The 13,784-nt window shown below is 60.6% G+C and carries 12 protein-coding genes; 1 reads left to right on the forward strand and 11 read right to left on the reverse strand.

The features are described from left to right. Positions 1–9: 9 nt before the first annotated feature. The 8 genes from ACYASU_RS21225 to ACYASU_RS21260 form a co-directional block, all read right to left on the reverse strand. Entirely contained in the window at positions 10–1,635 is a 1,626-nt protein-coding gene (locus ACYASU_RS21225) for an SPOR domain-containing protein (RefSeq protein WP_282368765.1), read from the reverse strand. 10 nt (positions 1,636–1,645) lie between these two features. Next, entirely contained in the window at positions 1,646–2,749 is a 1,104-nt protein-coding gene (gene aroB, locus ACYASU_RS21230) for a 3-dehydroquinate synthase (protein WP_463583954.1), read from the reverse strand. A 130-nt stretch (positions 2,750–2,879) separates the two neighbouring features. Beyond that, positions 2,880–3,398: a shikimate kinase AroK gene (aroK, locus tag ACYASU_RS21235; protein ID WP_192171211.1), complete on the reverse strand. Its 519-nt coding sequence runs from the start codon at positions 3,396–3,398 to the stop codon at positions 2,880–2,882. A 4-nt stretch (positions 3,399–3,402) separates the two neighbouring features. After that, positions 3,403–5,487: a type IV pilus secretin PilQ gene (pilQ, locus tag ACYASU_RS21240; RefSeq protein WP_282368776.1), complete on the reverse strand. Its 2,085-nt coding sequence runs from the start codon at positions 5,485–5,487 to the stop codon at positions 3,403–3,405. Positions 5,488–5,540: 53 nt separating this feature from the next. After that, complete coding sequence (locus tag ACYASU_RS21245; RefSeq protein ID WP_065986622.1) at positions 5,541–6,068, reverse strand: pilus assembly protein PilP; 528 nt, start codon at positions 6,066–6,068, stop codon at positions 5,541–5,543. Then, positions 6,065–6,712: a type 4a pilus biogenesis protein PilO gene (gene pilO / locus ACYASU_RS21250; protein WP_192171213.1), complete on the reverse strand. Its 648-nt coding sequence runs from the start codon at positions 6,710–6,712 to the stop codon at positions 6,065–6,067. The genes ACYASU_RS21245 and pilO overlap by 4 nt, the downstream gene beginning before the upstream one ends. After that, positions 6,709–7,278, reverse strand: a complete 570-nt coding sequence (locus ACYASU_RS21255; RefSeq protein WP_192171214.1) for a PilN domain-containing protein — start codon at positions 7,276–7,278, stop codon at positions 6,709–6,711. Before ACYASU_RS21255 ends, pilO begins: the two co-directional genes overlap by 4 nt. Next, complete coding sequence (locus ACYASU_RS21260) at positions 7,278–8,342, reverse strand: pilus assembly protein PilM (RefSeq protein WP_074890782.1); 1,065 nt, start codon at positions 8,340–8,342, stop codon at positions 7,278–7,280. The genes ACYASU_RS21255 and ACYASU_RS21260 overlap by 1 nt, the downstream gene beginning before the upstream one ends. A gap of 209 nt (positions 8,343–8,551) precedes the next feature. Between ACYASU_RS21260 and ACYASU_RS21265 the strand changes: the two genes are divergently transcribed. Then, entirely contained in the window at positions 8,552–11,026 is a 2,475-nt protein-coding gene (locus tag ACYASU_RS21265; protein ID WP_463583988.1) for a penicillin-binding protein 1A, read from the forward strand. A gap of 243 nt (positions 11,027–11,269) precedes the next feature. Here the strand turns inward: ACYASU_RS21265 and ACYASU_RS21270 are convergent, their stop codons facing one another. The 3 genes from ACYASU_RS21270 to rpmE form a co-directional block, all read right to left on the reverse strand. Then, on the reverse strand, positions 11,270–12,538 hold the full coding sequence (locus ACYASU_RS21270) for a malic enzyme-like NAD(P)-binding protein (RefSeq protein ID WP_282368788.1): 1,269 nt from the start codon (positions 12,536–12,538) through the stop codon (positions 11,270–11,272). Positions 12,539–12,716: 178 nt separating this feature from the next. Continuing rightward, entirely contained in the window at positions 12,717–13,520 is an 804-nt protein-coding gene (locus tag ACYASU_RS21275; protein WP_463583955.1) for a thermonuclease family protein, read from the reverse strand. 23 nt (positions 13,521–13,543) lie between these two features. Beyond that, the gene (gene rpmE / locus ACYASU_RS21280; RefSeq protein ID WP_065986634.1) at positions 13,544–13,777 is read right to left on the reverse strand and encodes a 50S ribosomal protein L31; all 234 of its coding nucleotides are present in this window, start codon (positions 13,775–13,777) and stop codon (positions 13,544–13,546) included. Between the last annotated feature and the right edge of the window lie 7 nt (positions 13,778–13,784).

Genomic DNA, 13,784 nt, shown 5'->3' on the forward strand with positions numbered 1-13,784 from the left:
CCTGCGTCATCAGCGGGCGGCGGCGAGTTCCTGTTGGATACTGCCGACAGTACGAGGCCAAGGTTTACCAGCCTGAACCTTCTCTGGCAAGGCCTTGATAGCGGTCAGTGCCGCATTGCGGTCAGCAAAGCTGCCGTAAGTCACCACGAACAGGGGCTTGCCCTGCAGGGTTTTCTTGAAGTAACGGTACTCGGCGCCCTGCTCTTTCACGTAGCTCTGAGCGGTGGCTTCGGAGCTGGTGCCGAGGATCTGCACCACGTAATGGGTCGGTGCCTGACCTGCGTACCAGCCGCTGCCCGCAGCGCCGGACGCTGCGGCCGCCGCTGCTGGCTTGGCCGCCGGGGCCGGGGCAGGTTTGGCGGTGGCCACTTGCGTCGGCGCTGGCGCAGGTTTCGCAGCAGCCGCCGGAGCAGGCGTTGGCTTGGCGGCCGGGGCCGGACGCGGTGCAGGAACAGGCTGCTGCGCCATGGTCGGGGCAGGACTTGCCGTCGCGCCCGCCGGTGGCGCAGTGGTGGTCACCGTCGGTGGCTGCAGCGATTGGTTGGCTGCCGGGCCGCCATCTTCGCCATCACCTTCGCCCGAGCCCGCAGCTTCAGCCAGTGGCGCGCGGGTCGCCGGTTGCGAGCCGTTCATCGGCAACGGCATCGGCTGCGAATTACCGGCGAATTCGATGGCCGGGCCACCGTTGTTCGATTGTTGCGCCGGCGCCTGGCCCTGACCCAGAGGCAGTTGAGCCTGAGAGTTGGCTGGCGCAGTGGCAGGTGCGTTGCTGCGGCCTGGAATCAGCCACGCCGCGAGAACGGCTGCGACAACAACCCCACCCAAAGCCAACACGTGTTTCTTAGGCATTTTGAACCCCATACTTGGACGCTTGACCGCAGAGCGGCTGGCAATCATGGCTTCGATCATCGAATCGCGCGCGACCTGATTGATCGCGCCTGGCCATCCACCGGACTGCTCGTGGATATCAGTGATCTGCGCGGCGCTGAACAACTCAACGCCCTGCCCTGCGCCCTCGAGGCGCTGAGCCAGATACTCACGGGTTTCTTCTTCGGTATACGGCGCGAGCTCGATAACGTGGAAGCGTTCTTCCTCGGTACCGCTCTCGGCGCACAGCTGATCCAAGCGATCAATGATCGAAGCCTCGCCGAACAGGAAGACATGCGGACGCCCTTCCGGGGTGCCTGCTGCCAATCCCAACAACGCTTCGAGTGCGGATTCGCCCAGTTGTTCGGCATCGTCGACCAGGATGTAGACTTCCTGACCGGTCAACGCCAACTGCACGACCTGCGCCAGGATCGGGCGCATTTCCGCTTGGGCGACGTTCAGCGCCTGAGCGACCTGACGCAACACGCCCGTCGCATCACCGGCGCCACGCGCCGACACCACAACGCTCTGCACCGACTGCTTGTTGGTGCTCGCCACCAGTGCCTGACGCAGCAGCGTCTTGCCGCTTCCCTGAGGCCCGGTGACGACCAGCAGCAGCTGGCTGTAGCGCGCGAGGTGATGCAGCTGACCGAGCACGGGCTTGCGCTGTGCCGGGAAAAATTTGAAGCCGGGAACCCGCGTTGCAAAGGGGTCATGACTCAACTGGTAATGACCGAGGAAGGCCTCATCGGCGTGCAAACTAGTCATGGATTTCTCATTAACCTCTAAGCTGATCCACCAAGGCGCGGTAGTCCGCGACCAGTGTGGCCTGTAGTACTTCTTGTGGATATTCGTCCGTTACCACTGCTTCACCGATGCGACGCAACAGCACCAGGCGCAGACGACCGTCAATGACCTTTTTGTCCACCGCCATGTGCTCGAGGAAGTGCTCGGGCGTCATGTCTTCCGGCGGAACCACCGGCAAGCCGGCGCGCTGGAAAATACGGATGCCGCGGTCACGTTCCTGCTCGCTGATCCAGCCCAGACGCGCCGACATTTCCAGCGCCATCACCGTGCCCGCTGCCACCGCCTCGCCGTGCAGCCATACGCCGTAGCCCATGTGGGTTTCGATGGCGTGGCCAAAGGTATGACCGAGGTTCAGCGTGGCACGCACGCCGGACTCTCGCTCATCGGCACCGACGACCGCAGCCTTGGCGGCGCAGGAACGCTCGATCGCCGTGGTCAGCGCGGCCTGATCCAGCCCGCGCAGCTTGTCCACATTCTCTTCGAGCCACGTCAGGAACGGTTCGTCACAGATCAAACCGTATTTGATGACCTCGGCAAGACCGGCGGACAGCTCGCGCTCAGGCAGGGTGTTCAGCGACAAGGTGTCGATCAGCACCGCGTTGGGCTGGTAGAAGGCGCCCACCATGTTTTTGCCCAGCGGGTGATTGATGCCGGTTTTGCCACCGACCGAGGAATCGACCTGGGACAGCAACGTGGTCGGCACTTGAATGAATTCGACGCCGCGCTGGTAACAGGCAGCGGCAAAGCCGGCCATGTCACCGATGACGCCGCCGCCCAACGCAATCACAGTGGTGCGGCGATCATGGCGTGCAGCGAGCAGCGCGTCGAAGATGGTTTGCAGAGTTTCCCAGTTCTTGAAGGCTTCACCGTCGGGAAGCACGATCGGCAAGACGCTGTAACCGGCGAGGGATCGGGTGAGGCGGTCCATGTACAACGGCGCGACGGTGGCGTTGGAAACGATCGCCACTTGTTTTCCGGCTATGTACGGCTTGAGCAACTCGGGCTGATCCAGCAAGCCTTCGCCGATATGGATCGGGTAGCTGCGTTCGCCAAGCTCGACCTTGAGTGTCTGCATGTGTCCCCACGCTGTTAACAATTGGTTGCCTGTGCGGGTCTTGAAAAACGCCGACACCGGCTATGGCGCAAGGCCATGTAGCGACCCCACTTTTTATGGTCGCCGAGGATAGCGCATTTCCGTCTGCGCTTTAACGGGGAGGAAGCTCGGCCAGCAGGGCGAGGATGTCGATAACCACCATTCGCGGGGGCCGCTCATCGGTTTCGATGATGACATCGGCGATCTCGCGGTACAGCGGATCGCGAATCTCCAGAAGCTCACGCAGCACGCGCGCCGGGTCAGCCGTACGCAGCAAGGGGCGATTACGATCTCGTGAGGTACGGCCCACCTGCTGCTCAACCGACGCGTGCAAATACACCACCCGACCGCCGGCGTGCAGGGCGCGACGGTTTTCTTCGCGCATGACCGCGCCACCGCCGGTGGCCACGACCACACCGTCCAGCGCGCAGAGTTCGGCGATCATCGCTTGCTCACGATCGCGAAAGCCCGCTTCACCTTCCTTGTCGAAGATCCAGGGAATATTGGCACCCGTTCGCAGCTCGATTTCCTTGTCGGAATCCTTGAACGGCAGTCGAAGCTCTTTGGCCAGCAAGCGACCGATGGTGCTTTTGCCAGCCCCCATCGGCCCCACAAGAATTAAATTTCGCACAGAATCAACGACTCACAGCAATCGCCTGGTTATTCATGATACGCGGAGTGAGAAACACCAACAGCTCGGATTTTGACTCCGAAACCACATCGCGCCGGAAAAGGCGGCCAACATACGGCACATCGCCTAAAAATGGCACCTTGTCGACGACTTTACTCTGCGTATTCGAGAACACGCCACCAATTACTATGGTCTCGCCGTCGGCCACCAGCACCTTGGCGTTCACTTCGTTTTTCTTGATCGGCGGCACACCCAGCACCGTGTTCACGTAGTCCGGCTCATCTTTCGTAACCTTGACCTCCATGATGATGCGGTTGTCAGGGGTGATCTGCGGGGTCACTTCCAGCGACAGCGACGCCTCTTTGAACGACACCGACGTCGCGCCGCTGGAACTGGCTTCCTGATAAGGCACTTCCGTACCTTTCAGGATTTTCGCCGTTTCCTTGTCCGACGTGACGACCTTCGGCTGCGAGACCACCTCGCCGTTGCCGCTTTTCTCCATGGCCGTCAGCTCAAGGTCGAGAATCGTGTTGTTGGTCAGGAAGCCCAGGCCGATCGACGAGGTGGCGTCGGTCACACCCATGTCCACGTAAGGACCATTGGTCGCTGATGCGCCCGAGACCGTGCCATTACCGCCGGTGGTGAAATTGCCTTTGTTGCTCGAACCACCCCAGCGCACGCCCAAGGCCTTGTCGTAATCGACGTTGGCTTCAACGATGCGCGCTTCGATCATCACCTGACGCACCGGGATGTCCAGTTGCGACACGATGCGGCGCAGCTCGTCCAGACGATCCTGGGTCTGGTAGGCAATGATGTTGTTGGTGCGCTCATCGACGGTGATCGAACCACGCTCGTCGGTCTTCGATTCAGCGCTGGTCACCGACTGAAACAGCTTGGCAATGTCGGCGGCCTTGGCGTAGTTCACCTGCAGCAACTCGCGGCGCAGCGGGGCCAGCTCGGAAATCTGCTTGAGGGATTCCAGCTCCTGGCGCTCACGTGCGGCGATCTCGTCAGCCGGACCGACCAGCAAGACGTTACCGATCTTGCGCTTGTCCAGGCCTTTGGTCTTGAGCACCAGATCCAGCGCCTGATCCCACGGCACGTTCTGCAGGCGCAAGGTGATGCCGCCCTGAACGGTGTCGCTCGCCACCAGATTGAGGTTGGTGAAGTCAGCGATCAGTTGCAGCACCGAACGCACGTCGATGTCCTGGAAATTCAGCGACAGCTTCTCGCCGGTGTAGACCAGTTTTTCCGAGTTGCGCCGCTCCTGATCTTCGTTGGTCAGGGGACGCACGCTGATGGTCAGCTTGTTGTCGGTCTGGTAGGCGGAGTAATCGAACGCACCGGACGGTTCGATGGAGATACTGGCCTTGTCACCCGTGGCGCTGGAATTGACGAACTGCACCGGGGTCGCGAAATCCTTTACGTCCAGACGCACGCGCAGGGGTTCGGGCAATTGCGTTTTGGCGAAGTCGACGCGGATCTTCCCACCCTGCTCCTGAATGTCCGGGGCAATGCCGGTGTCGCTCAGCTCGATGATGACGTTGCCCTCACCCAACTCGCCGCGCTGGAAGTCGACGTTTTTCACCGAACGCGGGCCTGGCGCATACGAGCGGGCAACAGGTTTCGATTGAGCGGCAGGCCCACTCGGCACACTCACTCGCGCCGCGCCCATGGCGGTGCTCGGCTGCGAACCCTGGGCCGCAGCGGCGCCCTGGCCCACGACCACGAACAGGTTGTTGCCATCGACACGCGAGCTGTAGGGCGCAAGCGTGGTGAGGTTGATGATCACCCGCGTGCGGTCCTTGGCTTCGACGACCACAACGCTGTGGGCGTTGCCTGAACCCAGGTCACGGCTCTTGATCGCCAGTTGGCTGGTGACCCCCGGCAGGTCCAGCGCAATGCGCGCCGGTTGTTCGGTGGTGTAGCCGCGCGGCGCCGCCACCGGACCGTCGAAGGACAGTTTCAATTCGACTCGATCCCCCGGCAATGCAGCCACATCCAGCGTCTTGAGGTTAGCCGCCTGGACAACCGGTGAAAGCATCGCCATCCCTAGCGACAGGCCGATAATCGAGAGAATCCTGTTCATGTTCACATTCCACCACTGTGCCGATCCGAAGGTGCTTCGCTTGCTTGCCGTCTTCATGAGCGCTCCTTGAGGGAAATACTGAGCGGGCGCTCCAGCCACGCCCCCTCTCCATCCGGAACGATTTCCATCACTTGCACCGCCGAGTCGGTGATCGCCGTGATCCGGCCATCGTTACGTCCCAGGTAGTCGCCCACTTTCACCCGATGCACGCCACCCGCCCCGCGAAGCAGCGCGAACGTGCCGGTTTCATTGCTCAACGTGCCGACCATTTCGAAGGAGTCGATGTTGAAGCCTTCGAGGAACTGTTTCACCCGCGTCGGATCAGGCTGCACCAGGTGCGAGCCCTTTGGACGGTTGACCAGATCAATCTTGATCGGCGGCTGAAACGGACTGCGCAAACTGGCCGCCGCATAGGTAAAGGCTTCGTACGGCCGAAATTTGGGCATCGGCTCGATGGTGCCCACCGGCCGCGCGCGAACCTCGGCCATGAACTGCTTGAGATCGTCAAATTCGTTCGAGCTGTCGCAACCCGCGAGCCCCATCAGCGTGACGCCGACGCACAACCAACGCATCGCCCTCATTTCGCTGGCCCTTTCGTGTCGACGTTCTGAAGACCTTTGTCGTTATAGCGGTAGGTCTTGGCAAGGATGCTCATGCGCAGCTTCCCGGGGGACTTGGCGTCCAGCGGTTTGATCTCGAAGTCATGCAGGGTCACGATTCGCGGCAGGCTGGCGACGCCGCTGGCGAAGGTCGCGAGGTCGTGATAACTGCCCGTCACGGTAATCTGGATCGGCAATTCGATATAAAACTGCTGGGCCTCTTCGGGGAGCAGCTTGATCTCCTCGAACTCCAGGCCGCTGCCCAGACCGGTGCGGGTGATGTCCTCCAGCAAGCCGGGGACTTCAGTGTCGCTTGGCAACTGCCGCAGCAAGGCGCCGAAGGTGTTTTCCATCTCCACCATCTGGCTCTTGTAAGCCGCGAGGTTGGCAGCCTGATACGCCTTGGTCGCGAACTGCTCTTTCAGTGCGGTCTCTTCGCCACGGGCCTGATCGAGCTGAGTCTGCATGTCCTGGATATAGAAGAAATACCCACCGGCCAACACCAGCGCCAGCAACAACGCGCCGGCAATGGTCTTCACCGCGGCGGGCCAGGAACCCAGGTTATTGATGTCCAGGTCGTTGATGTCGATCTTTTTCAGGCTGTCGAGCCAATCATTCATGTTCATGGCCTGACCCCCTCAACCGCTGGCTGCGTCTGGCGCACCGTCAACTGGAAAGTGTTGGTCTGATCCACGCCGCCCGCCGCAGTGTTTGCCTTGACCTCGGTCAGACTCGGCGACTCAAGCCAGTCAGACGCATCCAGATTACGCAGCAGATCCGAAACCCGGTTATTGGATTCGGCAGCCCCGGAGATGCTGATCATCTGCCCGGTCATCTTCACGTCGTTGAAATAGACACCATCGGGAAGGGTACGGGCCATCTGATCGAAGATGCGCCCGATGATCGGCCGGTTGCCTTGCAGGTCCTGAATGATCTTCATCCGCTCCAGCAGTTGCTTGCGACGTGCCTTGAGCTCGCTGATCTCTTTGATGCGCGCGTCGAGCTGGACGATTTCGGTTCTGATGAATTGATTGCGGGCGTTTTGGTGGGCAATGGCACTGCTCAAATATTGATCAGCCAAAAGAATGGCGCCGATGCCCAGCACCAGCACACCCGCCAGCGCCAGGATGAAGCGCTTCTTGCGCTCCTCGCGTTGCTGTTCGCGCCAGGGAAGTAAGTTGATCCGTGCCATTAGTCAAAGCTCCTCAGGGCCAGACCGCAAGCGATCATCAGTGCGGGAGCATCGCTGGCGAGCGCGCCGGCGTTGACCTTGACGCTCAGTGCCATGTCAGCAAAGGGGTTAGCCACCAGCGTTGGCGTGCCGAGGCGCTCCTGAATCAGCCGATCAAGACCGGAAATAGAGGCGGTCCCGCCGGCCAGCATGATGTAGTCGACGCGGTTGTACTGGCCGGCCGCAAAGAAAAACTGCAGCGAACGGGACACCTGCTGCACCACGGCGTCTTTGAACGGCTGCAGGACTTCCATGACGTAGTCGTCGGGGAGCCCGCCCTGCTTTTTCGCAAGCCCGGCCTCGCTGACGGACAAACCATAGCGGCGCTGGATTTCTTCGGTTAACTGGCGACCGCCAAATAATTGTTCGCGGGTATAAATGATGCGGCCGTTGTGCAGCACGCTGAGGGTGGTCATCGTCGCGCCGATGTCGATGACGGCGACCGTCAGCTGTTCGTGGTCCTGGCCCAACTGCGCAGACAACAGACCGAACGAGCGCTCCAGCGCGTAGGCTTCGACGTCGACCACGCGGGCGGTCAGCCCGGCCAGTGCCAGAGCAGCTTCGCGCACCTCGACGTTTTCCTTGCGGCAGGCGGCGAGCAACACTTCGACGCGTTCTGGATTACGGGCTGAATAGCCCTGGACTTCGAAATCGATGGCGACTTCTTCCAGCGGATAGGGAATGTACTGATCGGCCTCGATCTTCAGCTGGTTTTCCATCTCGTCGTCGGAAAGCCCCGCATCCATCTCGATGGTCTTGGTAATAACAGCCGAACCCGCGACAGCAACCGCCGCGATTTTGACGTTACTCTTGGCTTTTACCAGCAAACGCGTCAAAGCACTGCCGACGCCTTCGAGCTCCGCGATGTTCTTTTCGACCACTGCGTTGGCTGGCAGTGGCTCGACCGCATAAGACTCGACCTTGTAACGGTTGCCGGAACGACTTAGCTCCAGGAGCTTGACCGAGGTGGAGCTAATATCGATCCCCAGAAGGGTGTTGGCCTTCTTACTGAAGAGTTCGAACACAACCGATTCCCTATGCGTTTCCGTCACTTACGGATGATTTCTAGTCCAGTGCCACTGTCGGCTGACTTGACAGTAGCGCAAATAACGCTCGACGACGAAAAATGCTTATAATGCCCAGCGTTTTTTTCGTGTACCAAAGCTTCAAGGCGTGTTCATTTGTAAATGCCTGCGTCTAACTCATTCTTTTTTCTGGAAATCCAAAAGCCTTGATACGCCTGCTGAAGTTTGTCTGGTGGTCCATCGTCGCGGTCGTCTGCGGGCTGCTCCTCGGCCTGAGCGGCGCCTTTCTCTACCTGGCCCCGAACCTCCCATCGGTCGATGCGCTGCGCAATATCCAGCTGCAGATCCCGCTGCGCGTCTTCAGCAGCGACGGCAAGCTGATTGCAGAGTTTGGCGAAATGCGCCGCTCTCCCATCCGTTTCGCCGACATTCCGCCCAATTTCATCCACGCCCTGCTGTCAGCCGAAGACGACAACTTCGAGAACCACTATGGCGTGGACCCGAGCAGCCTGATGCGCGCGGCCAGCCAACTGGTCAAGAGCGGTCACATTCAGTCCGGCGGCTCGACCATCACCATGCAGGTCGCGAAAAACTATTTCCTGACCAGCGAGCGCAGTTTTTCGCGCAAAACCACCGAGATTCTCTTGGCCTTGCAAATCGAGCGCCAACTTACCAAGGACGAGATTCTCGAGCTGTACGTCAACAAGATCTATCTGGGTAACCGCGCTTACGGCATCGAGGCCGCAGCGCAGGTTTACTACGGCAAATCCATCCGCGACCTGAGCGTTGCGCAGATGGCAATGATTGCCGGCCTGCCCAAGGCGCCGTCACGATTCAACCCACTGGCCAATCCGGTGCGCGCCAAAGAGCGCCGCGACTGGATTCTTGGCCGCATGTTCAAGCTGGGGAAAATCGACCAGAACACCTACCAGACCGCCCTTGCCGAGCCGATCAACGCCAGCTATCACGTTCAAAGCCCTGAAGTGAACGCGCCGTATATCGCTGAAATGGCGCGCGCCGAAATGGTGGGTCGTTATGGCAGCGCAGCCTACACAGAAGGCTTCCGCGTCACCACTACTGTCCCGAGCGGCCTGCAGGAAGACGCCAACAAGGCGGTGCAGGACGGCCTGATCGAATACGACCAGCGCCATGGCTATCGCGGGCCTGAGAGCCGATTCCCAGGCCTGACCCGCGAGGGCTGGGTGCAGGAACTGAGCAAACAGCGTCCGATCAGCGGCCTGGAGCCGGCCATCGTCACTCAGGTCGACAAGACCGGCATCCGCGTCCTGACCCGCAACGGCGAGAACGAAGAAACCGTCGCCTGGGACAGCATGAAGTGGGCCAAGGCGTTCCTGAACACCAATAGCGTCGGCGCCAATCCCAAGCAGCCCGGCGATGTCGCCCATGTCGGCGATCTGGTGCGCCTGCAGCGTCAGGCGGACAACTCGCTCAAGTTCAGCCAGCTTCCGGTGGCGCAGAGCGCGCTGGTTTCGCTGGATCCGCAGAACGGCGCGATTCGTGCGCTGGTCGGCGGCTTCGCGTTCGAGCAAAGCAACTACAACCGCGCGATGCAGGCCAAGCGTCAGCCGGGCTCCAGCTTCAAGCCGTTCCTGTATTCGGCGGCGCTGGACAACGGCTACACCGCCGCCAGCCTGGTCAACGACGCGCCGATCGTGTTCGTCGACGAGGCCATCGACAAAGTCTGGCGGCCAAAGAACGATACGGGCACCTTCCTCGGTCCGATTCGGCTGCGCGAGGCGCTGTACAAGTCACGTAACCTGGTGTCGATCCGCCTGCTGCAAAGCCTGGGCGTGAACACCGCGATCAACTACATCACCCGCTTTGGCTTCAACAAACAGGACTTGCCGCCCAACCTGTCCCTCGCACTGGGCACTGCAACCCTGACGCCGATGGAAATCGTCGGCGGCTGGAGTGCGTTTGCCAACGGCGGTTACAAGATCAGCCCGTACCTCATCCAGAAGATCGAGGACCGTGAAGGCAAAACCCTGTTCGTAGCCAACCCGCCGACAGTGCCTGCCAACGACCCGAACCCGAAAGCGGTCAGCGAGGCGGCCATCAGCAGCGCATCAACCTATGCAGCGCCAGAGACCCCGCCGTTGACCGCCAACGTCGTGCCGAACGCGCTGGATGCCTCGGGCCCAGCGCCCGCCCCCGTGGTCGCTGAACGGATCGTTGACGGTCGCACGGTCTACATCCTCAACAGCATGCTGCAAGACGTGATCAAACGCGGTACTGGCCGCCGTGCCCTGGCGATGAACCGTCCGGACATCGCCGGTAAAACCGGGACCACCAACGATTCGAAAGACGCGTGGTTCACGGGCTATAACGCGGATTACGTGACGACGGTCTGGACCGGTTTCGATCAGCCGGAAAGCCTGGGTCGCCATGAGTTCGGCGGCACGGTCGCGCTGCCGATCTGGATGAAGTACATGAGCGCCGCGCTGAAGGACAAACCGCCCCATGTTCAAGCCGAACCGGACGGCATCCTCAGCCTGCGTATCGATCCCGTCAGCGGCCGCTCTGCCACACCGAGCACGCCGGGCGCGTTCTTCGAACTGTTCAAGAGCGAGGACACACCGCCTAGCGTGAACGAACTCGGCGGCAGCCCGCCTCCAGGCAGCCCGCTGCCGGCGGACGAGTCGGCGCCGATCGATTTGTTCTAGTGAGGCGTAGATCAGTAGGCGGGTGATCCTCAGGCATCAACACCGTCCATGTGGGAGCGAGCTTGCTCGCGAAAAGGTCGGAACATCCGCTGCATCTTCAGCGGTTGAAGCACCGTCTTCGTGAGCAAGCTCACTCCCACAAGGATTGCGTATCCTGAACAAAGGTGTTGTGTCCAGCCGGACAGCAAAACGAGCGCCCATAAAAAACCCAGCACTTGGCTGGGTTTTTTATGGGCGTTGCTATCAGCCGTTAAACACGTCATCCACGCTTTTCAGCGGGTAGTGCTTTGGATACGGCAGGGTTGCGACACCGCTCTCGATGGCGGCCTTAGCCACGGCATCGGAAACGATAGTCAGCAGGCGCACGTCCAGTGGTTTCGGGATGATGTACTCACGACCGAATTCCAAGGCGATGCCGCCGTAGGCGTCGCAGACTTCCTGGGGCACTGGCAGCTTGGCCAATTCGCGCAAAGCGTTGGCCGCTGCGATTTTCATCTCTTCGTTGATGCGCTTGGCGCGAACGTCGAGTGCGCCACGGAAGATGAACGGGAAGCCCAGCACGTTGTTGACCTGGTTCGGGTAATCCGAACGGCCGGTGGCCATGATCACGTCGCTGCGGGTGGCGTGAGCCAGTTCTGGCGAGATCTCCGGATCCGGGTTCGAGCAGGCGAACACGATCGGGTTGGCCGCCATCGACTTCAGGCCTTCAGCGCTCAGCAGGTTCGGACCGGACAGACCGACGAACACGTCGGCGCCTTCCAGTGCATCGGCCAGCGTGCGCTTTTCGGTGGAGTGAGCGAACTGCGCCTTGTACTGGTTCAGATCGGTACGCCCGTCGTGAACCACGCCGTTGCGGTCGATCATGAAGATGTTTTCGATCTTCGCGCCCATACTCACCAGCAACTTCATGCAGGAGATGGCCGCAGCGCCAGCACCCAGGCAGACGATCTTCGCCGCTTCCAGGGTTTTGCCAGCAATTTCCAGCGCGTTGATCATGCCGGCTGCGGTAACGATCGCGGTGCCGTGCTGGTCATCGTGGAAAACAGGGATGTCGCACTGCTCGATCAGCGCCTTTTCGATCTCGAAGCACTCAGGCGCCTTGATGTCTTCCAGGTTGATGCCGCCGAAGGTGATGGAGATGCGTCGCACGGTGTCGATGAAGGCCTGCGGGCTTTCAGAATCGACTTCGATATCGAACACATCGATACCGGCAAAGCGCTTGAACAGCACGCCTTTGCCTTCCATGACCGGCTTGGACGCGAGAGGCCCGAGGTTACCCAGACCCAGAATCGCGGTGCCATCAGAGATGACCGCTACCAGGTTGCCCTTGCCGGTGTACTTGTAGGCAAGTTCCGGATCGCGACCGATTTCGCGGACCGGCTCAGCCACACCCGGGCTGTAGGCCAGCGACAGATCGCGAGCGGTAGCAGTGGCTTTGGTGAGCTCGACGCTGAGTTTCCCCGGACGGGGATGAGCGTGATATTCGAGAGCGGCAGTTTTCAAATCTGACATGGGGGCATTCCGCTTTTTTGCTGTTGGACAGACGGACCGCCGAGCATACGCAAGTCATAAAGTCCTAACAAGACTGGCGGGTCACCTGTGTCAAGAGGCCGCATCTACGACTTTCAGCGTAGAGCCGCAGAACATAAGGCCTGGAGCGGCAACAATCCTCAGAAAAAATGTCTACAATTTATTTATTAACTGTATCCAACATTGCAGAGTGAGTGATCGACATCATCCAGCGCGGTTGACCTGATTTCAGACCGCCCCGACGCGAACGATCGACCACCCAGCCACGGGCTTCGATTCGCTGCCCCTTCAAGCGCTGCAGCGCGGCAGTGTCGAACTGGCCGAGCAGCTTGGGCGCAATGCGCAGCACCAATGAATCGCCCAATTCGATCCACAGGCCGCCGCCATTGCGCTGCACGCTGGTCACGCGCCCGCTGACCAGCGCGAACCCGCCGGTGCTGATCTGCTCGGCCGGTTGAACCGGCGAATTGCGCCACAGACCCAGGCCGGCCTGGCGAGCTGAATGCTCTGCGGCCTGCTGGCAGCTGACCAGCGCCACGTTCGGGGAAACCGCGACGAGATAGCCAAGGCCCTCGGCAAGCAGTTGCGCCTCAAGGTTGGCACCATCACGGCCATAGACGTTAGCGAGAGTACGGCCGTAATGATCGGTCGGCTCTTCACCCACGCGCAGCCTGACCTGCCCATCACTGGCATCGATCAACGCCTGCAAACGACGCTTCGCCACATCTGCCAACGGCTGGGCTGACTGACCCTTTTTGCCGGTTTCCGGCGTATTCAGGCCAATCATGCGAACGCTGCGACCATCTGTCAGGCGCACCGTGTCGCCATCGACGACGCGCTGCACCTTAGCCACAGGCAGCGAAGGCGGCGCATGGCACGAGGCCTGGGCCGTCGAAAGCCAAATCGCGGACATAAAAAAGGCGCCCGCGAGGGACGCCTTCTTAAGCAGCCTGGAGAAACGCATCGGCGACTCCAGAACGGCCAACCTTACTCTGCAGCAGCAGGAGCTTTGGTAGGACCGAATGCACCGAAACGCGACTTGAACTTGTCGACACGACCGCCGACGTCCAGAGTTTTTTGCTTGCCGGTGTAGAACGGGTGGCACTCGTTGCACACGTCCAGGCTCAGAGGCTTGGCCAGTGTGGAACGGGTTTTGATGACATTGCCGCAGCTGCAGGTTGCGTCAATGGCTTCGTAAACTGGATGGATATCAGCTTTCATGGGTATT

It is taken from the genome of Pseudomonas sp. HP_12, from assembly GCF_055283955.1.

Coding starts and splice junctions, on each gene's coding strand:
- ACYASU_RS21225 (WP_282368765.1), bottom strand. CDS start 1,635: ATGACTAGTTTGCACGCCGATGAGGCCTTCCTCGGTCATTACCAGTTG.
- aroB (WP_463583954.1), bottom strand. CDS start 2,749: ATGCAGACACTCAAGGTCGAGCTTGGCGAACGCAGCTACCCGATCCAT.
- pilQ (WP_282368776.1), bottom strand. CDS start 5,487: ATGAACAGGATTCTCTCGATTATCGGCCTGTCGCTAGGGATGGCGATG.
- ACYASU_RS21245 (WP_065986622.1), bottom strand. CDS start 6,068: ATGAGGGCGATGCGTTGGTTGTGCGTCGGCGTCACGCTGATGGGGCTC.
- pilO (WP_192171213.1), bottom strand. CDS start 6,712: ATGAACATGAATGATTGGCTCGACAGCCTGAAAAAGATCGACATCAAC.
- ACYASU_RS21255 (WP_192171214.1), bottom strand. CDS start 7,278: ATGGCACGGATCAACTTACTTCCCTGGCGCGAACAGCAACGCGAGGAG.
- ACYASU_RS21270 (WP_282368788.1), bottom strand. CDS start 12,538: ATGTCAGATTTGAAAACTGCCGCTCTCGAATATCACGCTCATCCCCGT.
- ACYASU_RS21275 (WP_463583955.1), bottom strand. CDS start 13,520: ATGCGTTTCTCCAGGCTGCTTAAGAAGGCGTCCCTCGCGGGCGCCTTT.
- rpmE (WP_065986634.1), bottom strand. CDS start 13,777: ATGAAAGCTGATATCCATCCAGTTTACGAAGCCATTGACGCAACCTGC.